This is a genomic window from Bacteroides sp. An322, from assembly GCF_002161765.1.
GTDB classification, from domain to species: domain Bacteria; phylum Bacteroidota; class Bacteroidia; order Bacteroidales; family Bacteroidaceae; genus Phocaeicola; species Phocaeicola merdavium.
This window is the reverse complement of sequence record NZ_NFIN01000014.1, coordinates 1-26,483: the sequence shown is the minus strand read 5'-3', so window position 1 is coordinate 26,483 and position 26,483 is coordinate 1. Positions and strand designations below refer to the sequence as shown.

General features: G+C 44.1%; 23 protein-coding genes. 9 read left to right on the top strand and 14 right to left on the bottom strand.

Features of this window, described 5'->3' with window-relative positions; genetic code table 11:
* Positions 1 to 43: 43 nt before the first annotated feature.
* Both B5F91_RS08780 and nadC read right to left on the bottom strand, forming a co-directional pair.
* Positions 44 to 661, bottom strand: coding sequence for a DUF4923 family protein (locus tag B5F91_RS08780; protein WP_087428719.1), 618 nt, complete (start codon positions 659 to 661; stop codon positions 44 to 46).
* A 126-nt stretch (positions 662 to 787) separates the two neighbouring features.
* Complete coding sequence (gene nadC / locus B5F91_RS08775; protein WP_087428718.1) at positions 788 to 1,642, bottom strand: carboxylating nicotinate-nucleotide diphosphorylase; 855 nt, start codon at positions 1,640 to 1,642, stop codon at positions 788 to 790.
* 95 nt (positions 1,643 to 1,737) lie between these two features.
* On the opposite strand from nadC, the gene rlmH reads away from it, so the two are divergent.
* Entirely contained in the window at positions 1,738 to 2,208 is a 471-nt protein-coding gene (gene rlmH, locus B5F91_RS08770) for a 23S rRNA (pseudouridine(1915)-N(3))-methyltransferase RlmH (RefSeq protein WP_087428717.1), read from the top strand.
* Between the two features lie 227 nt (positions 2,209 to 2,435).
* Here rlmH and B5F91_RS08765 read toward each other — a convergent pair whose 3' ends face one another.
* Positions 2,436 to 3,152 (bottom strand): DNA alkylation repair protein, encoded by a 717-nt coding sequence (locus tag B5F91_RS08765; RefSeq protein WP_087428716.1) that lies wholly within the window; start codon positions 3,150 to 3,152, stop codon positions 2,436 to 2,438.
* Positions 3,153 to 3,313: 161 nt separating this feature from the next.
* Here B5F91_RS08765 and B5F91_RS08760 point away from each other — a divergent pair, with 161 nt between their 5' ends.
* The 4 genes from B5F91_RS08760 to ccsA all read left to right on the top strand — a co-directional run bounded on the left by B5F91_RS08760 (position 3,314) and on the right by ccsA (position 10,062).
* Positions 3,314 to 4,660 carry a hypothetical protein gene (locus tag B5F91_RS08760; RefSeq protein WP_087428715.1) on the top strand — a complete coding sequence of 449 codons (1,347 nt, stop codon included), beginning with the start codon at positions 3,314 to 3,316 and terminating at the stop codon, positions 4,658 to 4,660.
* Positions 4,661 to 4,707: 47 nt separating this feature from the next.
* Positions 4,708 to 5,976 (top strand): imelysin family protein, encoded by a 1,269-nt coding sequence (locus tag B5F91_RS08755; RefSeq protein ID WP_087428714.1) that lies wholly within the window; start codon positions 4,708 to 4,710, stop codon positions 5,974 to 5,976.
* A gap of 102 nt (positions 5,977 to 6,078) precedes the next feature.
* Positions 6,079 to 7,755 carry a di-heme oxidoredictase family protein gene (locus B5F91_RS08750; protein WP_087428713.1) on the top strand — a complete coding sequence of 559 codons (1,677 nt, stop codon included), beginning with the start codon at positions 6,079 to 6,081 and terminating at the stop codon, positions 7,753 to 7,755.
* A gap of 93 nt (positions 7,756 to 7,848) precedes the next feature.
* Positions 7,849 to 10,062 (top strand): cytochrome c biogenesis protein CcsA, encoded by a 2,214-nt coding sequence (gene ccsA / locus B5F91_RS08745; RefSeq protein ID WP_087428712.1) that lies wholly within the window; start codon positions 7,849 to 7,851, stop codon positions 10,060 to 10,062.
* Between the two features lie 229 nt (positions 10,063 to 10,291).
* Here the strand turns inward: ccsA and purT are convergent, their stop codons facing one another.
* The 3 genes from purT to B5F91_RS08730 form a co-directional block, all read right to left on the bottom strand.
* Positions 10,292 to 11,461: a formate-dependent phosphoribosylglycinamide formyltransferase gene (gene purT / locus B5F91_RS08740; RefSeq protein WP_087428711.1), complete on the bottom strand. Its 1,170-nt coding sequence runs from the start codon at positions 11,459 to 11,461 to the stop codon at positions 10,292 to 10,294.
* Between the two features lie 166 nt (positions 11,462 to 11,627).
* Positions 11,628 to 12,695 (bottom strand): PspC domain-containing protein, encoded by a 1,068-nt coding sequence (locus B5F91_RS08735; RefSeq protein ID WP_087428710.1) that lies wholly within the window; start codon positions 12,693 to 12,695, stop codon positions 11,628 to 11,630.
* Positions 12,673 to 13,035, bottom strand: coding sequence for a PadR family transcriptional regulator (locus B5F91_RS08730; protein WP_087428709.1), 363 nt, complete (start codon positions 13,033 to 13,035; stop codon positions 12,673 to 12,675). Before B5F91_RS08730 ends, B5F91_RS08735 begins: the two co-directional genes overlap by 23 nt.
* A gap of 169 nt (positions 13,036 to 13,204) precedes the next feature.
* Here B5F91_RS08730 and B5F91_RS08725 point away from each other — a divergent pair, with 169 nt between their 5' ends.
* Complete coding sequence (locus B5F91_RS08725; protein WP_087428708.1) at positions 13,205 to 13,702, top strand: GNAT family N-acetyltransferase; 498 nt, start codon at positions 13,205 to 13,207, stop codon at positions 13,700 to 13,702.
* Here B5F91_RS08725 and B5F91_RS08720 read toward each other — a convergent pair.
* Together B5F91_RS08720 and B5F91_RS08715 are read right to left on the bottom strand one after the other, a co-directional pair.
* Complete coding sequence (locus tag B5F91_RS08720; protein ID WP_239416389.1) at positions 13,692 to 14,630, bottom strand: endonuclease/exonuclease/phosphatase family protein; 939 nt, start codon at positions 14,628 to 14,630, stop codon at positions 13,692 to 13,694. The genes B5F91_RS08725 and B5F91_RS08720 overlap by 11 nt on opposite strands.
* A gap of 175 nt (positions 14,631 to 14,805) precedes the next feature.
* Entirely contained in the window at positions 14,806 to 16,263 is a 1,458-nt protein-coding gene (locus tag B5F91_RS08715) for an aminoacyl-histidine dipeptidase (protein ID WP_087428707.1), read from the bottom strand.
* 139 nt (positions 16,264 to 16,402) lie between these two features.
* On the opposite strand from B5F91_RS08715, the gene B5F91_RS08710 reads away from it, so the two are divergent.
* The 3 genes from B5F91_RS08710 to trxA all read left to right on the top strand — a co-directional run bounded on the left by B5F91_RS08710 (position 16,403) and on the right by trxA (position 17,760).
* A complete protein-coding gene (locus B5F91_RS08710) occupies positions 16,403 to 16,639 on the top strand; it encodes a hypothetical protein (RefSeq protein ID WP_087428706.1) in 237 nt (78 codons plus the stop codon).
* Between the two features lie 28 nt (positions 16,640 to 16,667).
* A complete protein-coding gene (locus B5F91_RS08705; RefSeq protein WP_087428705.1) occupies positions 16,668 to 17,264 on the top strand; it encodes an OmpH family outer membrane protein in 597 nt (198 codons plus the stop codon).
* 199 nt (positions 17,265 to 17,463) lie between these two features.
* Positions 17,464 to 17,760, top strand: coding sequence for a thioredoxin (gene trxA / locus B5F91_RS08700; RefSeq protein WP_087428704.1), 297 nt, complete (start codon positions 17,464 to 17,466; stop codon positions 17,758 to 17,760).
* 277 nt (positions 17,761 to 18,037) lie between these two features.
* Here trxA and B5F91_RS08695 read toward each other — a convergent pair whose 3' ends face one another.
* The 6 genes from B5F91_RS08695 to B5F91_RS08670 all read right to left on the bottom strand — a co-directional run bounded on the left by B5F91_RS08695 (position 18,038) and on the right by B5F91_RS08670 (position 26,097).
* A complete protein-coding gene (locus B5F91_RS08695; protein WP_087428703.1) occupies positions 18,038 to 19,417 on the bottom strand; it encodes a transglycosylase SLT domain-containing protein in 1,380 nt (459 codons plus the stop codon).
* Positions 19,414 to 20,025: a uridine kinase gene (udk, locus tag B5F91_RS08690; RefSeq protein ID WP_087428702.1), complete on the bottom strand. Its 612-nt coding sequence runs from the start codon at positions 20,023 to 20,025 to the stop codon at positions 19,414 to 19,416. The genes B5F91_RS08695 and udk overlap by 4 nt, the downstream gene beginning before the upstream one ends.
* Before the next feature lie 124 nt (positions 20,026 to 20,149).
* Complete coding sequence (locus B5F91_RS08685; RefSeq protein WP_087428701.1) at positions 20,150 to 22,447, bottom strand: DEAD/DEAH box helicase; 2,298 nt, start codon at positions 22,445 to 22,447, stop codon at positions 20,150 to 20,152.
* 2 nt (positions 22,448 to 22,449) lie between these two features.
* Complete coding sequence (locus B5F91_RS08680) at positions 22,450 to 23,580, bottom strand: glycosyltransferase family 4 protein (RefSeq protein ID WP_087428700.1); 1,131 nt, start codon at positions 23,578 to 23,580, stop codon at positions 22,450 to 22,452.
* Positions 23,581 to 23,755: 175 nt separating this feature from the next.
* Positions 23,756 to 24,823, bottom strand: a complete 1,068-nt coding sequence (locus B5F91_RS08675; protein ID WP_087428769.1) for a radical SAM protein — start codon at positions 24,821 to 24,823, stop codon at positions 23,756 to 23,758.
* Between the two features lie 74 nt (positions 24,824 to 24,897).
* Complete coding sequence (locus B5F91_RS08670) at positions 24,898 to 26,097, bottom strand: glycosyltransferase (protein ID WP_087428699.1); 1,200 nt, start codon at positions 26,095 to 26,097, stop codon at positions 24,898 to 24,900.
* Positions 26,098 to 26,483: the final 386 nt, after the last annotated feature.

Below are 26,483 nucleotides of genomic sequence, written 5' to 3'. Positions count from 1 at the left end.
TAGACATTAACTATTAACTATCAACTATTAACTATCCAAAGCTTTACTGCTTCTCCAAGGCAAAACCTAATTGCAAGCCATCGTATTCATTCAACAAAGAATTTGCCGTACTCAATGCTGAATTAGACGATTTACTTTCCAATGCTTCCCCAATTGTCTGAATCAAAGACATGACTTTATCGGCTTTAAAAAGCAAACTCATTTTCTTCGGCGTCAACACATTTTGTGAAACAACCGCATTGAACTTTATCCCCAAACGAGTTTTCAACTGCAATTCTTTTGTCTCAGCATTATAAGTGTATGTACCTTGCGTAGTCCGCCCCTTGACCGTTGAAGTATATGTACTGTCAGCATTAAATGTATAAGTACATCCCTCAGTAAATCCCAACTTAGCCAAAATATCAGTCATCTTCTCCTCTACTTTTTTCGAAGCGACCTCGCCTCCAGCCTTAGCCAACAAATTATCACTGGTAAATTTACAATCCGAACCGACGTATTTCCACGTACCTTCTATCGAAGTGGCTGTACCCGTCTTACCTTCTGTTACAGCTTTAGCTACACCTGAAATAATTGACTCCCAATCTTGAGCCTTACCTGTTCCGCAAAAAGCAAAACATAAAGCAATCATCAACATTCCTCTTATCATCAAGTTACATTTCATAACAATTCTATTTTTAACAAGAAGGTATCTCAATGAAAAATCTTACTTTCATTAAATCATTTCATGCTGAGATACCCTCCTTTCTTCATTATTTTAATAAATCACGTCATCTGTGGCGAACTTCAATCAGCATGCCTTAAAGCTCATGTCGAGACCTTTCACCGAATGGGTCAACGCTCCCACCGAAATGAAATCCACCCCACATTCAGCATAGTCGCGAAGTGTATCAAAAGTAATGCCTCCCGATGATTCTATCTCATAACGTCCGCCTACCATTTCTACCGCCTGGCGTGTTTTTTCGGGCGTAAAGTTATCTAGCATGATACGGTCTACACCACCCAAATCAAGCACCTGTTGCAATTCGTCCAAGTTACGCACCTCGATTTCTATTTTCAAGTCCTTGCCCTTCGTCTTGCAATATTCCTTCGCACGCTGGATGGCTTTATCAATGCCTCCGGCAAAATCCACATGATTGTCTTTCAACAAAATCATATCGAACAGACCGATACGGTGATTCACTCCTCCGCCAATCTTTACCGCCATTTTTTCCAAGATACGCATACCCGGAGTGGTCTTGCGTGTATCCAATACACGGGTTTTCGTACCTTGCAGACGTTCTACATACTTATGGGTCATCGTAGCGATGCCACTCATGCGCTGCATGATGTTCAGCATCAGGCGTTCGGTCTGCAAAAGCGACTGCACCTTACCCGATACCACCATCGGCACATCTCCCGGTTTCACATGCGTACCGTCATTCATAAACACTTCTACCTGCAAAGTCGGGTCAAAACGGCGGAACACTTCCTTTGCCACTTCAATGCCTGCCAGAATACCTTCTTCTTTAATCAATAACTTCGATTTTCCCATTGCATCAGCGGGGATACACGACAAAGTGGTGTGGTCGCCATCACCTATATCTTCCGCGAACGACAAATCAATCAAACGGTCGATTAAGTCCTTAACTATTTTTTCATCCATAATACCTTATTTTATTTATATGTTCATTTTGCGGCAAAGGTACGGATTTATTCATACCTTTGCAAAAGGAAACATTTAAAACCCGATTAACGAATATGAAATTTACCCTATTAGTAGTAGGCAAGACGGTAGAAAAACACTACATCGCCGCTATCAACGATTACACACAGCGCATAAAGCATTACATCCCGTTCGACATCGAAGTCATCCCCGAACTTAAAAACACCAAAAGCCTCAGCGAAGAGCAGCAAAAAGAAAAAGAAGGCGAACTGATCCTGAAAGCCCTCCAGCCGGGTGATGTACCCGTATTACTTGACGAGCATGGCAAAGAATTCCGTTCCATAGAGTTCGCCGCATGGATAGAACGGAAAATGCACTCGGTCAAACGGCTTGTGTTCATCATCGGTGGTCCCTACGGATTCTCGCCTGCCGTATACGGGGCGGCGCAAGAAAAGATTTCACTATCAAAAATGACTTTCTCACATCAGATGATACGCCTCATCTTCACAGAGCAGCTTTACCGGGCAATGAGCATTCTGAACAACAGCCCGTATCATCACGAATAAATGAAAACATATTATTGCTTCTACAAAGCCAAATAACTGCCTAGTCCGAGACATCCGAGTCCTCCCTCAGTCCCATACTACCAGGACTGCAGTCCTGAGCCTACTAGGACTGCAATCCTGACCTGTTAGGACAGCAGTCCTGACTGGACGGGACTCTTTACGCAATTAAACGGCTCCAACTATGCAGCTTACCACATCCGTCAAAGCAGCCGCCTGCCTTATCCAAATTACCGCTTCATTGCCCGTATCACTTCCTTCGTGGCAGCATCTACCCGATAGGACTCCGTTATCTTTTGCAACGCCTTATTATAAGTAAATTTATCTAAAGAATTTTGTTTCAGATACGCTAAGGTCCGTTCGGGGAACTTCACGAAGCAGACCGACAATGCCCATGCCACCGCCATCCGCACGTAATAGCCTTCGTGGCGGATGCCGTCGTATAGGGAGAAGAGTTCGTCAAGATGTTCTTCATCGATGAAATGCTGCATCGCCATCACTACACCGAAACGGATTTCGTACTCGCCTTCGGCGTGCATCCATGTTTTCAGGTATTCCCAAAGGCGGTCTTTGTTCGCCTCGATGAACTTCTTCCCTCCTCCGAACTTGAACGTGTCGCACACCGACCAACTATTGATGTTCCACACAAACTGAGTAACCCGATGCAGGTAGACTTCGACATCGGCATCGGGACGGATGCAGCCCAACACCATGCCTTGCAGCATCCGCTCTTCCATGTAATAGATATCGGCGGTATCGAGATAAGCCTCCCAATCGTCTTTGACAATGCGTGCCGCCAATTTGCGCAAGTCGGGCACCCGAATGCCCAATATATGCTCCACGCCCGGATTCAGGCTTTCGGTAAACTTCTTGTTTCCCCGCTCCGCCAATTGGAGCAGATGTTCCTTTATGGTTAAGCCATCGAGGCGGTAATGTTCTTCTTCCATGTCACTTTCCCTTTAAAAATAAAAAACACCTGCAAAGATACGGAATCCCTACCTACATGTAGGTATTTAACATCTTTTTTTTACCTAAAAGTAGGTATTGCGGCACTCCGGGAAGCGCAATACCTTTGCGGTAGTTAAAAATCAACAAAAGATAAAGAGAAATGAAAACAACGAAACTCTTATTCTCGCTCTGCTTGGCGATGCTCGCTCCGCACGCTTTCGCTACAGGTGAAGCAGAGCAGGCAAGTAAAGACAAAGCGGGAACATCCGTAATGAGTGCATCGGAAACACCCAAGAAGGAAAAGAAGAAATCGCGCTTCACCATCGGCGGTTATGGAGAAGCCGTATATAGCCGGAACTTTTATAGCGACAATTACCTGCGCTACGATAGTCCGGAAGATTATAAAGACGATAAGCACGGACGTTTTGACCTGCCCCACGTTGTCTTGATGTTAGGATATGATTTCGGCAAAGGCTGGTCAATGGGAATGGAAATCGAATTTGAACACGGAGGTACGGAAAGCGCCGTAGAAATAGAAGAACACGAAGGTGGTGAATACGAAAGCGAGATTGAACGCGGAGGAGAAGTCGCCCTCGAACAATTCTGGATTCAAAAATCATTCTTTCCGGAGTTCAACATCAAGTTAGGACACATGGTAGTACCCGTCGGAGCGACCAATGCCCATCATCTTCCTACGGAGTTCTTCGGTGTATATCGCCCGGAAGGTGAGAACACCATTATGCCGTGCACATGGCATGAAACCGGATTAAGTATTTGGGGACGTGCAGGAGACTGGCGGTACGAAGCCATGTTACTCCCTGGGCTTGACTCGGACCGCTTCAATGATAAAGAATGGATAAAAGGCGGTGCCGGAAGTCCTTACGAGTTCAAGATAGCCAATGCCATGGCGGGTGCCGTCCGCATAGACAATTACTCGGTAAAAGGACTCCGCCTCTCTGTAAGCGGATATGCAGGCAACACCTTCAGCAACACACTGAAGAAAGCGACCAATGCGATATACGACGATGTAAAAGGAACTGTCTTAATCGGTTCATTCGATTTCCACTACAATGACCATAACTGGGTGGCACGAGGGAACTTCGATTACGGGCACTTGTCAGACGCAGCATTGATTACCCGTTACAACCAAAGTTTCTCTAATGACTCGCCCGCGAAAAAAAGACCTGTAGCCACATCGGCAATCTCTACCGGAGTAGAAGTAGGCTATGACTTGTTCGGCTGGCTCGGCAAGAAACAACAAGAAAAGGGACGCAAATTCTACCTCTTCGGCCGTTATGAGTATTATGATTCCATGCACACGACGGAAGATGCCGTGACCGATTATGAAGAATACGGCCGCCAACGCATCGCATTCGGTGTGAACTATTACCCGATGAAAGACATCGTATTGAAGGGGGAATATTCATTGGGCATCCTGAAAAGCAAATTCAATAACGAACCAGCCGTTTCGTTAGGAGTAGCCTATTCCGGTTTCTTCAATTTGTAAAATCAAAAACAATATACAAACAAAACACCAATTAAAAAAGTAAGACAATGAAAAAGTATTTGAAATTCCCGCTCTACATGGCATTTACCGCCATGATAGGCATGAATGTTACAGCTTGTAGTGATGACGAACCGGTTGCTCAAGAAGAGCCAGGCACCCTCTCTGCACAGGAACAAGCACTGAAAGATGTAATAGCCGACTATACAGACAAGACTGTTATCCCTACCTATAAAGGTATGGCAGATGCAGCCATGCAACTGCATAGTTTGTGTATCGACATCCGTACTAAAAAAGCGGACGGAACCTTATCTACCGCAGATGTAGAAGCAGCCGGCGAAGCTTGGAAAACCGCACGCGATTATTGGGAAAAAAGCGAAGCCTGGCTGTTCGGCCCAGCCGGAGACTACTATATAGACCCGCACATTGACTCTTGGCCGCTTGATAAGACCGGTATGGACGCTCTGCTAAACAACCCAGCGCAGATGGCACAAATGGATGATGAAGGTGTATACGTAGGTAACTATTTAGGATATGCATTACAAGGATTCCACGCCATCGAATATCTTTTATTCGAATTGACAAATACAAATGCAGACGGCAATGCTACAGCTGATTCCAAAAGCGTGGCACATAACCTGAACTATAGCACTGAAGAATTAAACTATTTAGTAGGTTTAGCTGCGGACTTGCGTAATCAATGCATCTTATTGGAAGCATGCTGGGCAGGCACCGAAAATGTAACGGCTGAAAAACAACAGATTCTGACCGATACCGAATTGGACAAAGGCATCAACTTCGGTGAACGTATCAAAAATGCAGGCAACGCAGGCAGTGAATACGTAAACTATCTTGATGTGATGTACGACATCATCACCGCCGGAATCCAAAACATCGCAAACGAAGTAGGTAATATCAAAATCGGGAACCCGACAGGTAAAGGACTTCCTTCGGGAGGTATGGAATACGACCCGAACTATATTGAATCGCCTTATAGCCTGAACTCCATCCGCGACTTCCTGGGCAATATCCAAAGCATCCGCAACGCCTACCAGGGTTCTCCTTCGGTAGACGGAACCATCCAAGTGCCAACGAATACGCTTAGCACATATATCGCTACACTTGATGCCGACCTGGACAACCGTGTGAAAGCAGCCATCCAAGATGCATACGATAAAATTTCGTTGATGGGTGAACCGTTTGCATATACGTGCGGAGCATCTGATTATGATACCGTTAACCAAGACGCTATCGATGCCTGCAACGTAATGAATGATATCTTCGACGAAGTGAAAGCTTTGCTACAAGCAAACCATTAATCCACTTTGTGCTAACACAAAGGCATAGGCATTCCTCTTCGGAAGAATGTCTATGTCCTTTAAACATACCGTAACCACACTAACTTTATATTACTTTTGATTATGAAGAAACAGTATTATTTAGCCGCATTCCTGTCGATAGGCATGATAACGGCTTGTAGCGATGATGAAGTGAAAACGGACAATCCGTCTCCAAGTCCGGAACCGTCAGAACTCCCTGACTGGTATTATACGGGCGGAGAATTGGGCACGACATTCAACTCCGCGTCTACGGCTTTCGAAGACCCCACTCCCGTAGTGGATGCCGATGCCGATATGACCGCCGCCTTCAACAGAGGAGAACAATTCTTTGAAAAGCCTTATACATCCAACTTCTCCGGTATGCGCCACGGCCTCGGTCCGGTCTATATCCGTACCTCTTGCCAACATTGCCATCCGGGATACGGACACGGACAAAGCCAACCTACAGGAACTTTCAACACAAACCAAATAGGCAACGGTTATCTATTAGTTGTCTACGACCCGGCTACGGATGCTTACGTATCTTGGCTTGCCGGTATGCCTCAAACCAAAGCCGTAGCACCTTTCAAATCTCCGCTGGACGAAACCCAAATCCAACTGACTTGGCACGAATATACCGATAGCTGGGGCAACAAGTTCCCCGATGGCGAGACTTACCAGCTCCGTTATCCCGAAGTAAGCATACCGAAGAGTGCCATCTACGTAGCCAACAAAGGATATGAAGTAGGCAACTACGAAGTCCGTTTGGAATCGACTATCGGCATTTACGGTACCGGCCTGCTGGATGCCATTACCGATGAAGACCTGAAAGCGCAATACGCGCAAGAAGAAAAAGACGGTTATCTGAAGAACGGACTGAACGAAACCATCTTCAAGAACGGCGAATGGGTAAAACAATATTCCAACACGACACAAGGAGGAGACGGTACACTTTACCCATTGCGTTACACCTACGCCCTGAGCCGCGGTCCGTTGCAAGACGCCGCTGGAGCCAACGCTTTCTGGAACATCACCAATGCTACACGTAGCGACCGCCGCTTCCATTACTTAGACGCAGCAGGCACCTACGCCCAGTATTCATCGGAAGACCCCGATGTGCAAGCCGGATTCCGTGCTTACATCGAGCAAGCCGACCCGGAAAAGAATCATCCCGACTGGCACATCCAAAACGAAGACGGTACGTATGACGAGCAACAGAATATCTACAACTACCTGACTTCGAAAGAACTGGACGTAGAAGTGTCCGACCAAGACTACATCGACCTCATGGTATGGCATCGTGGATTAGCCGTGCCCGCCGCACGCAATGTAGACGATGAAGAAGTGCTCCGCGGAAAGGAACTCTTCGAACAACTGAACTGTACGTATTGCCACAAGCCGAGCTGGACTACAGGCGATGACGAGATACGCGACCCGGCACGCTTCTTCACAGGAGACAAGGCAAACCAGTTGCCCCGTTATCCGCACCAGAAGATTTGGCCCTATACCGACATGATACAGCACAAGCTGCACATGCAAAACGATATCCGTACCGGCTGGTGCCGCACCACTCCGCTTTGGGGACGCGGCTTGCACCAACGTTGCACCGGAGCCGAATATGCCGACCGTCTGCACGATTGCCGTGCACGCACCACGCTGGAAGCTATCATGTGGCATGGAACCAGCACCGAGAGCGATGCTTACGAGCAAATCAAAGCTTTCCGCAACCTCTCGAAAGAAGACCGTGACGCTATCGTGAAATTCATCGACTCTATCTAATATTCTCACCACAGATTACACAGATTTTTTATTGTCAATTATTTTAATCTGTGTAATCTGTGGTAAACCTTCCTCCACAATACGTAAAGACAAATGAAACTGATTAAACGCATTGCTTTCGGAAGCGCAGGGCTGCTCGTCTTGATGATGATGCTTGCCACCTTCTTGGAAAAAATTCAAGGGACTGATACGGCTTGGTCTGTCATCTACGGCTCTCCGGTTTTTACCACAATATGGGGTATCATGACAATATGCGCTTTTGCCTACCTTATCCACCGGAAACTACAACGGGACTTCTTCACCTTCCTGCTCCATATCTCGTTTTTGGTCATCCTGAGCGGAGCACTCACCACCCGCCTTTGCGGCAAACAAGGAAGCATCCATTTGCGAATGAACGATGCGCCGGCTTCGGCTTTCATCACTTCCGAATCAAGCGAAGAGCCGCTCCCTTTCCAAGTGCAACTGCATGATTTCCGCATCGACTATTACAAAGGGAGCTTTGCGCCCATGGACTTTACCAGCCGCATTCGGATTGATGATAACGGAACTCAAACGGAAGGAGAAGTGTCCATGAACCGGATATTCACCTACCGCCACTATCGCTTCTACCAATCGGCATACGACAAAGACGGACGAGGCACCACCCTTGCCGTATCTTATGACCCGTGGGGAATCGGCATCACCTACACCGGATATGCCTTGCTTTTGCTTTCTATCTTAGGTTTCTTCTTTCAAAAAGACAGCATGTTCCGCCGGCTTCTCTCCCATCCTGCGTTACAGAATAAAACCGCAATACTATGCATTGCCTTATCTTCATTCCTCCCCGGCATGGCATCCGAAGCCCCCAAACATTTATCGCGCGAAGCGGCTTCCGAAATAGGCAACCTCTACATTTATTATCACGACCGCATCTGTCCCCTACAGACACTGGCGAAAGACTTTACCATGAAACTCTATGGCAAAACGAGCTACAAAGGACTGACATCCGAACAAGTGTTTACGGGCTGGTTCTTCTATTACGATGACTGGAAAGCCGAACCCGTCATCCGCATCAAAAGCAAGGAGATACAACACGCATTAGGCATCAAAGGGCAATACGCCTCCCTGAATGATTTCTTCGGAACAGAAGGATACAAGCTGAAAGATAACAAAGAAATAAACGAAACCAAATACAAACGTGAGCTGAATGAAGCCAACGAGAAATTCAATCTGATAAGCATGACCGCCACGGGAAGTATCCTGAAAATCTATCCATGCCGGACGGAACATAACCGGATAAGCTGGTTTGCTCCCGTAGATGACTTGCCTCAAGACTTACCTGATGACCAATGGCTATTCGTCCGCAAAAGCTTAGGATTGCTGAGCGAGCAAGTGATGAAGAAAGACGATGCCGCTATCATCGGACTCACGGATAAGATTCGGGAATACCAGCAAAAGACCGCCCTCGAAGTACTCCCCTCAGACGCACGCTTCGATGCGGAAAAACTATACAACCGCTTGGACTATACAAAACCGTTGGCAATGGCTTGCCTTACCATCGGCTTCTTGTCGTTCCTTTTCTATTGCCGGAGAGTAAGCCGTCCGCTATACGGCAAGACCCAACTGCATATATTTCCGCTTATCGCATTGGGGATTATATCATTTTATCTGATAACCTTAATCAGCCTGAGAGGTTTTGTAAGCGGACACCTTCCGCTCTCGAACGGATATGAAACGATGCAGTTCATGGCGTTTTGCGTCACCCTGCTCACCTTTCTCTTCTACCGCAAACTAAAAGCCGTTATCGCTTTCGGCTATATGTTATGCGGGCTGGCTTTGTTAGTGGCTATGTTAGGAGAAGCCAATCCGCCCATTACCCAACTGATGCCTGTACTGGCATCCCCTCTATTGAGCATCCATGTGGTGACCATTATGATAGCCTACTCGCTCACTGCATTTGTCATGCTGAACGGCATCATGGCGATTGTCTTACGCCATACCCGAAAGGATTATCAGGATGCCATCGTCCGCCTGCAAGTCATCAGCCGGATTATCCTTTATCCGGCGGTGTTCTGCCTGGCTCTCGGCATCTTCATCGGTGCCGTATGGGCAAACGTTTCATGGGGACGCTATTGGGGATGGGACCCGAAAGAGACATGGGCACTCATTACCTTATTAATATATACAGCAGCCCTGCACCCTGCATCGCTCCCCGCATTCCGGCGTCCGATGTTCTTCCATTGGTTTGCCGTCATCGCTTTCCTAAGTGTATTGATTACCTATTTCGGAGTCAACTTCATTTTAGGAGGAATGCATGGCTATGCATAAATTATAGCATCATTTGTTTTTACTTGTCATTCAGTTGAGAATGAAAGCGGAGGCTGGTGCGTGAGCATCGGCCTCCGCTGTTTTTGAGAAAAACAAACGCAAAGACGCAAAAACGCAGAGTTTTTTATTAAGAGAACAAAAGCACAGAGAAGCCCAATTCTCCGTGAACTCTTGTCTTCTCTAAAAAATAATTCTTTGCGCTTTTGCGTCTCTGCGTTCAATAAAAAAATCAATAAACTTCCACTTTTGACGCCAACGCCTTGCACTTATCGCGCAACGCATCAAGGTCGCCGTCCGTCTTGTCGTAGCAAACTACTACCCCCATACGTCGGTTCAATTTCGTAAACGGCTTGCCGAAGATGCGCAGATATGTGTTAGGTTGCGAGCAAACCAATTCCTCGCCCCGATAATGCGGAGCCTCTTTGCTAGCTATAGGAGAAAGAATCACGGCACTGGCACCGATATGTTCTTGCGTAATGCCCGGAATGGGAAGACCTAACACGGCATACAGATGCAATTCGAACTCGTTCAGGTTTTGCGTATTCGCTAAAGTCACCATACCTGTATCATGCGGACGCGGAGAAAGTTCGGAGAAATACACGCCGTTTTCATGGCTAAGGAAGAACTCTACACCCCAAATCCCGTAACCCGTCAAGGCTTCGGTCACCTTTGCCGCCATGCATTGCGCTTCGGCAAGATGTTCAGGAGCGATGTGTGCGGGCTGGAAGCTTTCGCGATAGTCTCCTCCTTTTTGTACATGTCCAATAGGCGGGCAGAACAAAGTGGGACCGTTCTTCTGCGTCACCGTAAGCAAGGTGATTTCACTATCAAACTGGATGAACTCTTCGATAATCAATTCCTTGATATCCCCCCGGCTTCCTTCGCAACCGTAGTGCCAAGCATGTTCCAAGTCTTCGGGACCTTTTGCCACCGACTGGCCTTTGCCCGATGAAGACATCAACGGTTTGATGACACAAGGGAAACCGATTTGCTCTGCCGCTTCTTTCAGTTCCTCGAACGACTTAGCATAGAAATACTTCGCGGTTTTCAGTCCCAATTCTTTCGCGGCAAGGTCACGTATCGCTTTGCGGTTCATCGTAAAATTCACGGCACGCGCACTGGGCACCACTTGAATACCTTCTTTCTCCAAATGATACAAACGTTCGGTACGGATAGCTTCAATCTCGGGCACAATAATGTCGGGATGATACTTTTCCACCACACGGTCGAGGGCGTCTCCGTCCAACATATTGAACACTTCGCAAGCATCCGCCACTTGCATGGCAGGAGCACCTGCATACGAATCACACGCAATGACATACTGACCCAAACGTTGGGCAGCTATCACAAACTCTTTTCCTAACTCGCCGGAACCCAGCAACAATATTTTCTTTGTCATACGATTAACGTTTTATTTGTCTTGTGTACAAAGATAGTACAAATTTACTTTTTTAAGTATCAATCTGCCTTATTTTTCATAACAATCAAAATTAGCAATAAATATGCCGAGACGAAGAGAGAAGACGTCCCAGCATATTGTATATGGAAAGAACTAAAAAGCAATGTTAAGCCCAATACATTGAATCAATCAAAAAAGGCAATTGAAAAAGGAAAAAAGTACCTATAGCCACCGCAAATAACCACAAAAGAATTAATGTTATTTTCACACCTGTCGACATAGGACGCCAAACTTTAAAGCTTTGAAGGAGTAATTGAAGAAATCCCCAAATAGGAATGCCCACCACCAATAACGCACAAATAGACAAACCTATTACCGATACAGGAGCCGTACCAAGCAAATTCCAATCAATTTCCGGTAAAGCATAATATAAAATCGCAGGTGTACTTGCTAATATACCTGTGGCAGCCATAAACAAGGCAAATGCAATAATCAACCCTAACATTAGGGCAGGTATGCAACAAATAGCAAGGAGCACCAACACAAACTTAATAATAAAACCAGCCACCTGCACCAGTCCATCGAAGAAACGGGCAAGTAAAGAACGAGGTTCTGCCGAACGTTCTTTTTCACCTTCCCGTTCAAAACCGTCGGTTACCGTCTTGCCAATGTTTTCCATATTAATAGGCTTCCCTTGCATCTGAAGTTTTTCGGTAGCCGTACGTGCCAACGGGACAATAATCCACAAGATAATATATGCCAGCATCAACGGAAAGAAACCTCCAAAGCTCAACAAAATAAAGCCTGCCACCAACAACAAGATGCGTAAAGGCGTAGGATCGCATCCGAAATAAGCCGCAAGACCTGAAACTACACCACCCAAGATACGGTCATCCGGATTACGGAACAAACGTTTGACAGATCCGTATGCTGGTTCTTCTGTTTCCTTTTCTGTCCGCTCTTCTTCTCCTTCCGTATTCAATTCCTCCGGCTTTCCCATCCGGGCTATTACAGCTTCCACTTGTTCGATAGTGATAACTTGTATCCCTTCGCGGATATATTCATTAAATAACTCGGAAATACGGTTTTCCATATCGCGCACAATCTCATCGGCTCCCGCTTCTTTACGGAAATGATAGCGAAGATTGTTTAAGTAGTTATCAAGTAAAACGTATGCGTCCTCGTCTATATGATAAACGGTTCCGCCTAAATTAACAGTCAGTGTCTTTTTCATTCTTGTTAGATATTAGTTTGGTTCGTAAATGATTTACCGTAGCAGAGAGTTCATCCCAAGCCGTTTCCAGCCCTGTCAGGAATTCTTCTCCTTTTTGAGTCAAGGTATAATACTTTCGAGGAGGTCCTTGGGTCGATTCCACCCATTCATACGAAAGCAAATCATCGTTCTTTAAGCGCGTAAGCAACGGATAGAGAGTTCCTTCCACCACAATCAGTTTTGCTTCTTTCAGGTTTTGGATAATATCCGATGCATACGAAGGTTCCCGATGAAGTAACAACAGGATGCAATATTCCAACATTCCTTTTCGCATTTGAGATTTTACATTATCTACATTCATGAGTCATTCCTCCTTATTTCCTTTGTATGGCACAAATATATGCATTATATCAATACCTTGTATCGCAAGGTACTATTATTTCAATTATATTAACAAAATAATTCTTCGTTCATCGTTCTTCATTCTTCATTAAAAACAATAACTTTGTGGAGAAAAAAACGAGAAGTATATGTTTACAATTAGAAAAGCTACATTAGAAGACATCCCTTTAATCAACAAGCTGGCATGGGAAGCATTTCCCGCAACGTATAAAAACATCCTAACCTCAGAACAAATCGACTACATGATGGATTGGATGTACTCACCCGAAAATCTGCGCAAACAGATGACTGAGGAAGGACACATTTATTATATAGCCTTCGAAGAATGCGAAGGTGCGGGATATGTCTCTATCCAACCCGAAGGGAAAGACCTTTTCCACCTCCAAAAGATTTACGTAATTCCATATTACCAAAAACATCATTTGGGAAAACTCTTGTTCTGCCAAGCCATCGAAGGCATCAAGGAACTGCATCCCGGACCATGCCGTATGGAACTGAACGTAAATCGTGAAAATCCAGCTTTAGGCTTCTACCAACACATGGGCATGAAAAAAGTGCGCGAAGAAGACACACATATAGGAAACGGTTTCTACATGAACGATTATATTATGGGAATCAGTATTTGATTTCAATATCTAAACAAATGGGAAGGTGATCGCTATACCCACCGTGATACCTCATACCTTTATACGTGCGGAAAGGCGTATCACCACCATATTGTTCGTCTTCTTCCAATAAAAAAGGGAATACAAGCCTGTAGGATTTTGACGGGTGAGTATAAAGAGAAGACGAAAAATTTAGCATATTTCCGTTCACCAAAAACTGGTCAAACATCTCCCACTCTCCTTTATACCGATATGTGCCTTCTTCTTTCCCTGCCATTAAGTTATATAATTTCCAAGGAGATGGATGTTTATCTGTCCTAACTTCCGCACCCAGCACTTCAAACACCGAACGGCTGAAAGGGGAGTCATTAAAGTCTCCCATAACTACGAGATAAGGATTTTGACGGACTGCCAATAGCGAATCCACCGCCTGACGCAAGACCTTTGCCACTAACATACGATATGGTTCACTTTGTCGGATACCTCCAAAACGGGAAGGGAAATGACAGACAAAGACATCAAGCGTATCACCCGAAATAACTCGTCCACTAACATGCAACAAATCTCGCGTAGGCTTATGGATGGTTTGTTCAGAAAAAATACGGATGCATTGCGAACCAATCAACCGGAAAGTAGCGGGCTGGTAAAGCAATGCCACATCAATCCCCCGCTCATCGGGTGAATCGGTCATCACATACCGATAAGCAGCATCACGCAAAGGAGAATATTTTGTCAATCCATCCAAACAATAGGCATTCTCCACCTCGCATAAGCCGACCAAATCAGGCACTTGCTCATCCGAAGCAGCCAAAATGACTTTCGCTATTTTCGCCACCTTATCGTAATACTTCTTCCAAGTCCAAGCACGGACTGCCTGCGGAAGAAACTCCTCATCGTGCTTCAACGAGTCATGACGGCAATCGAACAGGTTTTCCACATTATAATGCATCACGCGGAACGGCTCTTGCGCATGAGTCTGCGAAAAGAAAGACACAGACAACACAAAAGTACACAGAAATACACAGATTTTATTTATTTCCCGACCCACAACATAGCGCAGCCTGAAAATAAACCTGCATATTTCTGTATACCTCTGTGTCATCTGTATTCAATTAAAAACATCATCACGCCTTCGCTGGAATATGCGCCAGTACATCCAACAGATGACGCCAAAACTTATCGACCGTAGGAATCAGCATCCGTTCATCGGGCGAATGCACGCCACGCAAAGTCGGTCCGAACGAAACCATATCAAGCGAAGGATATTTTTCAAGGAACAAACCACATTCCAATCCTGCATGAATGGCTTTTACCTTCGGTTCTACTCCAAACAAACGCTTATAACTCTCTACTGCGATGTGCAATATTTCCGAAGACGGATTCGGTTTCCATCCCGGATAACCGTCGCCCGTTTCTACTGAAGCCCCTCCCAATACAAAAGCGGCACTGACCATCTGCGACATATCCACACGGGAAGAAAGAACAGAACTACGCTGACTCGTCACCACCTTAATGCAACCTTCTCCTTGTTTAACAGAAGCCAAATTGGACGAAGTTTCTACCAACCCTGCAATATCTTGGCTCATGGCATACACTCCATTATGTACAGCATAAATAGAAAGCAGAAAACGTTTCATTTGCTCCCCATCCATTACCTCCGCCCTAGGAGATTCCGATTCCAGTTCCAATTCCAGATTTGGTTCAGTCACTGCATATTCATTTTCAATTTCCGACAAATATACATTCAAATCTACCCGCACCGATTCCTTATCCTTCATCGGCACAGCACATACAGCATGAGCTTCGCGTGGGATAGCATTGTGCAGATTTCCTCCGTCTATCTCACACAAACGCAAATCATATTTCTGCATCAATTGCACCAAATAGCGGTTCAACAACTTATTGGCATTCGCCCGGTTCTTATTAATATCATCCCCCGAATGCCCACCAGTCAATCCTTTTACAGCAACACGGAAAAAGAAATATCCTTCGGGAGCGGCAGTCATTGTGCATGGAAACATTGCTGTAGTACCGGCACCTCCCGCACATCCGATAAATAATTCTCCCTCATCTTCCGAATCCAGATTAATGAGAATGTCCCCTTCCATGAATCCTTCTTTCAAGGCAAAAGCACCGGTCAACCCTGTTTCTTCATCTACCGTGAACAAACATTGGATAGGTCCATGTTCAATTTCATCCGAAGCTAAAATAGCTAGTTCTGTTGCAACTCCAATGCCATTATCAGCCCCCAAAGTTGTCCCTTTCGCTCTCAGCCACTCACCGTCAATATAAGTCTCAATCGGATCTGTTTCAAAATTGTGCTGTGTATCCTTATTTTTTTCACACACCATATCCATGTGCGATTGCAAAATTACCGTTTTCAGATGTTCTTTCCCTACAGTAGCAGGTTTTGTTATCAACACATTTCCGGCTTCATCCGACTTAGCTGACAAGCCATGTTTTTCAGCAAAATCCAATAAATACGCCCTGATTTTATCCTCCTTTTTCGAAGGGCGTGGCACCTGACACACTTCCTCGAAATAATGAAAGACAATGCCGGGTTTCAAATCTTTTTTCTCCATAATTATCCGTTTTGTTTTTACTACATTCGCAAAAATAAGTTAAAAAGTCGAATTAATCAGGCTCTCATCTTCTTTTTCTGTGATGAAACGACCAAATTCGATAACAAAAGTATATATTTGCACCACAAAATTAATAGAAATGCTGAAGACTATTCTGATTACAGTGTTAATAGTTGCTATCAGTATGGCACTATTCTCCGTTAAGATACTCTTTAAAAAGAACGGAAGATTTCCCAATACGCATGTTAGCGGGAACAAGGCTTTAAGAGAAAAAGGCATCGGCTGTGTGCAGTCACAAGACCGCGAATCACGAATTGCCAATCCACATGCCATTGCCGAACGGAGAATGCCAAAGAAAACAGAACAAGAAAAATAATTACTAACTAAGAATACTTAAAAACATTATGAAAAAAATGAAGTATATCCTGAACGGATTTTTAACATTGGCTTTTGCGCTGATGTTTACGCAATGTACAGACCAAAAGGAAGCTAGCAACAATTCACAAGTGGTAGCTACTGTATCTGGAAACATGAAAATTGCATACGTAGAAATCGATTCTTTGTTGACTAAATATCGTTTTTGGAACGACTTGAACGAATTGATGATCCAGAAAGAGGAAAATATCCGCACCACATTGAACGAAAAAGCAAAAGACTTGGATAACGATATGAGAGAGTTCCAACGCAAACTGGAAAACAACGGTTTTGTAAGTCCTGAACGTGCTGAACAAGAAAGAGTACGTATCGTTCAAAAACAACAAAAGCTACAAGAATTACAAGAAAAATTGACTAACGAATTGCAAATGGAAAACCAGAAAAACAGCCTCCAACTCCGCGATTCAATCAATTCATTCTTGAAAATCTACAATAAAGACAAAGGCTATAGCCTCATTATCAGCAACACCGGTTTCGACAACCTGCTGTATGCCGACCCAGCATTCAACATTACCAATGAAATCGTAGAAGGATTGAACGCACGTTATAATCCTGCAAAGAAATAAAAAAAACAAATTTCCACAACAGACAGCTGTATTCAAAAACAAAAGCTATTATAATGCGGAGGGTGTCTCAAAATGAAAGTTGATTTCTATTTTGACACACCCTCTTCTTTCTGTTTAAAGGCTTCTTCGCCTATATCCGCCGAACAATTTTCACTATTCAAGCGTTACCCTTATATAAAAACCATAAAAACAGACTATCATGGAAACATTCGCTGACTTAATATCATCGTCCGTCCCTGTATTAGTAGACATTTACGCAGAATGGTGCGCTCCGTGCAGAGCTATGGCACCTGCCCTAAAACAATTAAAAGACATACAAGGGGACAACTTACGGATTATCAAAATAAACATTGACAAGAATCCGCAAATTGCTCAGCAATATGCCGTACATTCAGTTCCTACTCTCATGATATTTAAAGACGGAAAACAGCTTTGGAGACAAAGCGGAGCTATGAGTGCTCACGAGTTGAATAAGATTGTCGAACAATTCAAATAAACATTCAAGTCCAATTACCATAAAAGAGGGGGCTGAGTCAAAATAAAAAATCAATTCTCATTTTGATACAGCCCCTTAGAAGCTGTTTTGAATTTCTCCAAAAAGTTTTTCTTGGCTTGATGTATCCGTTTTCGTGTGTGCTTTGGGCGATTTTTTGGCCCTTTTCGCTCCTGTTCTTCGTCAGATAGCCCGCTATCTTCCTCATCACAGAAGCAAAAATGCCTCAAAAACTCATCCCAAATCATCGCACGATAAATTCAAAACAGCTTCTTAGACATTATTTTTTAATTTTCTTTTTATACATCTCAGAACGGTCGATTACATCCCGAACAAAATTATAAGTTTCTGTACCCCGAAAATAACCGTTCTTACAAACAGGATCCTGATAATACTCTTCATTACTTTTCAACAACACATAATGGTCTACATGATGTTCCCATAAATAAGGGTTCCTGCCATACTTTTCTGCCAATGCCATAGCATCCGTAATATGCCCTGCTCCTGCATTATAGGCAGCCAATACAAATTTCACCTGTTCCTCCTTATCTGACACTTTGCGGAACAAGTTCTGAAGTTGGGCTATGTATTTCACTCCTCCCTTTATACTTTCTTCAGGGTCTTGCTCCTTCCCTTTCGGAATTCCCATAGCATGAGCCGTAGCTGGCATCAGTTGCATCAATCCCTTTGCTCCTGCCCACGACACGACATTCGGATTAAAATTTGATTCCGTATAAGCCAACGACGCTAGCAAGCGCCAATCCCAACCGATTTCTTTGGCATATTTGCGGAACAAATCATCAAAATGCGAAATTTTCCCGTCCTCCACCGAAAGGATAGAGCCGTGCACCGGTTGCTTGTTCAACTCAAAATAACGGCGTGCACTCGCCTTAAATTCCGGCGAATTGATATTTTCCTTATGCCATTTATCAGCCGCCTCTGCAAGTAAAGGCGAAGTTTTCCGTACTGCCCACGAAGCCCGCTGGTCGAAACTGATAACCAGATTAATATTCAGATTCGGATAATACGTACGGTTGATTTTAGCTACCTCGTCTGTTGCTACCGTATAATCTATTTTCCCTTCCGATACCCACGTTATCAAATCCTCTGCCGACACACTGTCCGCTTCTACTTCATGAATCTGAATTCCTCCGCCCAATTCTTCATCCAAATGTACCAACCGGTCATAATATTTTCCCGGGCTCACATATACGTCTTTCCCTATCAGTTGAGTCACATCCTTCAGTTCGTCCCTGCTCCGGCGTTGCACGATAACTTGATGCGTGATATTTTCCTCGCCACAATAAATCAGACTATCTTTCCAGGCTGGTGTGATATCCAAATTATACGCAATCAAATCTCCTTCCCCTTTCAACAGGCATCGCACCATTTCAGCAGTATTATTCACCACCTTCAGCTTCATTTTCAAACCCAAAGACTGAACAAACTGTTGCGCCAGTTCATACTGAAACCCCATTGGTTCGCCCCGGTAATTAAAGTACGAAGTAGAACTGTTAGCAGTTAGCACAATCAATTCTCCCCGTTCCCGGATATCAGCCAAATCAATGTTTGCCTCTCCGTCCACCCTACTCCGCTTTCCTGTACACGAGACCAACAGGATAACGGAAAAAAACATACAGAAGAAAACAAGCGGCTTCATCGTCCGATTATTTTTTCGATATACATCTTCAATATTTCTATCGCCTTTTTATTGTGTCCTCCTTGTGGGATAATCAAGTCGGCATATTGCTTGGCTGGCTCGATAAATTCCTGATGCATTGGTTTCAACACCTTCATATAACGCTCCATAACTGCCTCGGCAGTCCTTCCCCGTTCGATTACATCACGCTGGATAACCCGTATCAGCCGTTCGTCTGAATCGGCATCTACAAAAACCTTCAAGTCCATCTGCTCACACAGTCTTTTGTCGCTCAAAGCCAAAATGCCTTCAATAATTATCACTTTATGCGGTTCTACATGTATCGTTTCACACTGACGTGTACAAGTCAGATACGAATAAACCGGCTGTTCGATAGCCTTCCCTTGTTTAAGCATCTCCACTTGTTCCGAAAGCAAGTCCCAGTCGAAAGCATTCGGATGGTCAAAATTGATGTTTTGCCGTTCTTCTACCGGCACATGACTGCTGTCCTTATAATACGAATCAAGCGGAAGCAAAGCCACTTCATCGGCAGGCAGACTGTCGATAATGCTTTTCACTACTGTAGTTTTTCCGGAGCCTGTTCCTCCTGCGATACCAATGATTATCATGCTTGTTTGGGTTTAAATGTGGAATAACGAAGTACAAATATACGAAAAGAAACGGGAAAATGAAAAATAGAAAATAAAAAAATGAAGAATAAAAGAAGAAGTTAGAGTCTGTAAAAGCCGCCGCTTATTCCAATTTGACAGTTTTAATTTTTCCGGGTATCAGAGTTAAATAAGCCATACCGTCCTGCCCTATTTCCACATCCATATACTTAGGTGATACAACGATTTGCCCGTCTAAAGCCATAATCCCCCATTGATGAGGATGATTTTCAAAAGCACAATAATTTCCCACCGGACGCCGGATATTCCGATAAAGAGGAGGAACCACCACGGTATTACCCGATTTCAGTCCCCATTTCAGTCCTGCTTTAAACGGTTCTGCATTTTTCATTTTTTCCAGCCGCTCCCGTCTTTCTTCCTCTTTCCTCTGCCTGTCTGCTTCTTGCCGCTCCAGTTCTTTCCGGGAAATTTCCTGCATCAAACGTGGCACCACAATATCAAAGTTTTCCTCATCCGATGCCGGAACATCACAAGCAATGTATTGTTTTTCTTTACCTTCCGCTACATGATAATACTTCCCGTCTTCACTTCTCACGATAATGCTTGAGTCTGGGAAAGCACCACAAAATGCATACACTTCCTTCTCATCATTTTCTAAAATGCAATGATAATTCATCAAACTGCCCTTGGCAATCATCTTGACAGGAAAAGAAGCACCATAATCATTCATTTTCAGATAAAATCCCATCCAATGGCAATTGTACGGATCCAATTTTCTCTTTGTCTTGTAGACCTTCTGCGTCCGGCTATAATACCAGTCACCAGCCTTTATCATCTCTACACGACCGAATTTCAACACTTTCGGTTTCTCTTCATAACGCAATTTATTCCGTATGTCTATAAAAAAATCCTTGCCCCGTTCATCTGTCACCCGCAATAGATCTCCTTTCATCAATTTCATCCCGTTACAAGAATCACCTTTCCACACTGTCCTACCCTTATCATCCACCAATCCGACAGACCAATCTTCAAATTTCACGGCTGCCAGCCGGTCTGACACATCAAAAATTTTCAAATACCGAGCTTTTACAACCACCTTCTCTCCTTGTCTCAATCCCCACAATCCGGTTGCCTTATCCCGAAAAGCCTTCAGCCGTTTCGTCAATTTCGGTTCCGTTTCCCCCTGCTCATTCAAATTTTGCAAATACAAACACAGTGCCTCGTGCGTCATCACCACTTCCAGTTCCGAATCACTATCCTCCGCTTCCTTTGCACTTGCCCTTACCGAAACTCCTGTATCCAAAATACCTGAAGCATATCCTCTACCCGCAAGCCGTCCTTCAAACATGGCACGCCAATCCCGATAAACAGTAGGCAAGCCGAACATCCGGTAAAGCCCCACATTGTCTATCACTACACAACTCGCTTTCCCTTCCGATTTCCGCAATCCCCTGCCCACTTGTTGCAAATATTTAGCAAGTGAAAGTGTAGGACGTGCCAATTGAACAAATTCCACATCCGGACAATCGAATCCCTCACTGAAAACATCCACATTCACCAGTACCTGTATCTTTCCTTGCCTGAATTCTTCTACCAATATTTTCCGTTGTACAACAGGCGTCTTACTATCTATCGCCACAGCCTCGATTCCCCGTTCCCGGTAATAGGCAGCAATATTCCGTGCATGGTCAATACATACCGCATAAACGATCCCTTTCTTTCCTTTCGCATATTCTTGAATACTCCGATAAAGCCTTCCGATACTTGGACGCCGGTTCAGTACCTCATTCATTTCTTTTACCTGATAATCCCCGTCCGCCCCGCGTTTTGCCAAACTTTCTATCAACCGCTGTTCTTCGCTATCCGGACGAATGGAAATATAATCAAAAACCGAAAGCCATCCCTTGCGGATAAATTCCGCAATGCTCCAGGCTTCTACCAGCGTTTCAAACAAGTCTGTAAACCCTTTCCGGTTCAATCGGCAAGGAGTAGCCGTCATCCCCAGTTTTTTCGCTTTTGGACAACGAATCCAAAGTTCCTTATAAGTCTCAGCCAATACATGGTGCGCCTCGTCAATAATAATCAAATCAGGTTTCTCCTCCAGTTCCTCCCAATGCCTCGAAAGCCATTGGATAGACATCACCTTCACCAAACCCGATTCTTTTCGAATGCCATACCGCGCCACCGTCTCCTCAATCTGCTCTACCAATTCCCGACGATGCGCCACAATCCAGATATTCGTTATTGCTTGTTCATTATGAGCTATTAATTCATTCACAATCGAAGCGAGCACCTGCGTTTTTCCCGTTCCTGTAGGCATTTGCACCATCACACTTGGGTGTTTTTCCCACTCCTGAAAGATACGGGAAATCATATCCTTCTGGTAATCACGCAAATGAATTGTAAAGGATAATGGTTTCATCGCTACCCATTGCGACTATAAACCGCCTTCACTTGGTCGGCAATTTTTTCCCAATCGTATTTTTTCATGTCATACTTAACAGATTCCAAAGGACGGTCTATAACAGCTTTCAATTTCTGCGCAAGAACATCAACATCACCGGTCGGGAAATAATCTTCCTTGTCAAGCCCCACTTCGAGATTGGCTGGAATATCGCTCACAATAACCTTTACCCCATAACTCATGGCTTCCAGAAGGGCAATCGGCAATCCTTCATGACTGGATGGAAGACAATAACAACGGCAATTTGTCAACAAAGAATGCAATTTACGTCCTTTGATAAAACCCGTCAATACAACCCCATTCTTACGAGCCTCTTCTTTCAGTTTCCGTGAATAATCATCCTCAAAATCCGTATCACCTGCCAAAACCAACTTTATGCCGCTATCGTTTTTAACTCTTAATTGACTTGCGCCGAACGTTGTTTCTTCATTCTTAATTTGAGCGTAAGCGGAAATAAGGTGATGCAAATTCTTTTCCGGCACAAAGCGGCACATGCCCAAGATATACTTACCCTTCTCTATCCCCAATTCCTCGAAAAATTCAGGATAATCACAGACCTCCGGTTGAGATACCCCATTATATATAAGGTGTACCCGCTTCGTCCTGCCGTACTTCTCTTTAATCAAATTCCGAATCACATCCGAAATCACGATTACATCATCGGCAAACATACATCCCAAACGCTCCCCCATTTTAAGCATCATTTTGGCTGCTTTACCCCATTTATCCCGGTCATAATCAGGACCATGATGCGTAAATACCACTTTCAGCCCCAATATTTTCGCGTATGGGACAAGCAAAGCCGGACCGATAGCATGAATGTGAAGCACATCTGCCCCTAATCGTTTCGCCTCATTTATCGCCCGAAACGTATGGATAATAGCCTCAAACGATTTTTTCTTCGGACTTTCTACATCCACCAATTTCACACCGTTCCATTCTGTAAGACAATCTCTTACATAACTTTTCCGTCTGATTACGGTCACATCAAAGCCACGGCGCACCATTCTTGGAAATAGTTCCTCACAATGCGTCTCTACGCCACCCATGATATTCGGAATACCCCGGGTGCCGGTAACAACAATTTTCATAAGACACAGAAAATAAAAGAATAAATGATTATTTTTGCGGAGAATCCGCAACCCTGTTAAGATGAGAACTCTTTTTCAGCATATAAAAGAAGCCCTGCAATACATCGGAATCATCCTCCTGTCCGGTCTGGCTGCATTATGGCTTCTGATTAGAAGACGAAGGATAAAATAACTGTCAGAATTTTTCCCGCAAATCCCCTTGGCAAGGGTCCTGACCCACGTCACACCATTTCGGTTCTATGCAAATCGGTTTTCCCTGCATCGAACGCAATTTGTTCTGAAGTGCCCATTTTGCCGGATATTTAATGTATTTATGCATCACCGGACTGGCTGTACCTACCATCCAGCAATTCTTCGGACATTTCCGAACCATAGCCCTGACTTTCTGCGCCTGTTCGCTTTCCCATATCTCCATAAACGGCGCATCGTGGATATTGCCCATACTTTCTTTCCAATACTTTTCTTCCAGTCCGTTGCAAGGCATCACTTCGCCCCACGGGTCAATGAAGAAATTCATCGTGCCCGCCTCACAAGGCAACATGCGCCGTCCGCCTTCGATATAATTGATAAGCCCCATATTAAACCAGGCACGGAACCAGCTTTTCGGATGATTTTCTTTCAATTGCCATTCAATCAGCTGCTTGAAGTTATTGCAGACTTCATCCTTGTTGGTTATCACATTATCCCCTTTATGAAAATAATACGAGTTATGAAAGGCAGCCGTAGCAAATTCCATCCCCATAGCCAGCGATAACTGGTAAAGCGAAAGCATATCTTTCGAATTATGGTTCGATACTGTACACCCGAAACCGATATCTTTCAGTCCCAAATGTTTCAAGGTAAGCAACGTACGCAATCCCTTGTCAAATCCTCCGGCATGTCCGCGCAATTCATCATTTTTCTGGCTTAATCCCTCAATTGAAATGCGGATACCGATATTCGGAAACTTCTTTGCCAAAGCAATCACCCGGTCTTCAAACCAGCCCGAAGTAGAAATCACGATACGCGGCGTATGCTTATAACACTCTTCCACGATTTCTTCCAAATCTTCACGGATAAACGGTTCGCCTCCTGTAAGGTTAATGAATTTCAGTTGGGGCAAGGTTTTCAAGTCTTCCGCCTTTATTTCCTCTTGCCGGTTAGTTGGATTCTTCCAAATATTACACATCTGGCAACGCATCGGACACCGGTACGTTAAAATAATACTTGCGTCTGTAGGACGCGGAATATTCATATTCGACATAATTGCAAATTTTATTTTTGAATTATAAAACAATATCATCCTGAGCAAAGCGAAGGGGCTCCAGCATACAAAAATTAATGCTTAGAAGATTCTTCACAATATTCAGAACCGACATACAAATTACTAATTTCCTTATAATACACTTCTGCATTATAACGCTCCATAGCCTTTTGAGCTATTTGCTGATAATCAAACGTAGCGTTATACATGCATTCTATCTTATTTTTTAAGTCATCTGCACTTCTGCTGGCAAACGTCATGCCGCTTACCCCTTCATCAATCAATTCAGGTATTCCCCCGATACGTGCACCCAGCACAGGAGTACCCAAACATTGTGCTTCTATCACCGACAAAGGATTATTTTCATACCATTCAGAAGGTATCACCGAAAATTTAGCTCGTCCTGCAATGTCCTTTATCTCATCCCATTGCTTGAAACCAAGAAACTCTATGTTACCCCCTAATCCTTCACTCTTCATTCGTAATTCTTCATTCAGCGGTCCTCCGCCAATCACTTTCAACTTATAAGGCAATTGCGAAGCAGCTTCAATCAATGTTTCAGCCCCTTTCTCGTGCGACAAACGTCCGATAAAACAATAATACTCATCACGCGAATAGTCATCTTTCCGGCATTTACCCACATCAATGAAATTGCACATCACCTTTAATTTACGCTTGTCAAAACCGCCTTGTTCCATTTTCTCAGCCATGAAAAGGCTTGGGCAAACAAATGCATCCGTACACGATTCAAGCCTCTTCCGGTTCCACATCACAGCCTCTCTATACCCAATCCACGATGCCAATGTAGACCCTTTCATACATTTATTAGTCAGACACGGCTTTTTATTCCCGTCGAAACACAGTTCGCATATCGTTTTATCCCCGCGCAGGCAATCATACCTCGGACAAAGCAATTTATAATCATGCAAAGTCCAAACCACCCGAATCCCCCGCTTATGCGCCAATTCAGCGATAATCGGTGACAAATGCGTATGGATATTATTCAGGTGCACCACATCCGGGCGAAAGTCATCAAGCAGCTTATTAAACTTTTTCTTCACCTCTATAGATCCGAACGGTCTTGTCAGAGCCATCAGTTTACTCATATTCTGTGGGAAATAACGCTTCCATGGCGTATCCAGATTTTCAGGATAATCCATAGCAAACACAGCCGTTTCATGCCTATGTTCTCTCAATAATTGCTCCAGATTGAGCATATAAATGCAATCACCGCCCCGGCGGTAATAAAATTTGTTGGATAATAAAATTCTCATAATGAAAAAATAGGATATATAGATTAACTCCTTTTATATATACGGATTAGGAGTTAGAGAAAGATGTTATAAGCTTACACATCATATATTATATCGAAAAAATCGGCTAATGTAAAAATTTGGGTCTTGCCATGCTTTTGCAAAACAGCATCCATAATTTTCTTTTATTGGTTATATGATATTCGCAAATATATGCATTTATTTCGCCAAATGCAAGCAATTGTCTGATTTCTTGCAGGAATCCTATAGCATAGTCCCTGATTTATAAGTTAAATAGCTTAGAAGCTGTTTTGATTTCATTCGATAAATCTGTTAAGCATGATTTGGATGAATGCAATCTGTACCATAGCTTCTGCGGTTTCAGCAAGGAATTCATAATCGATGGT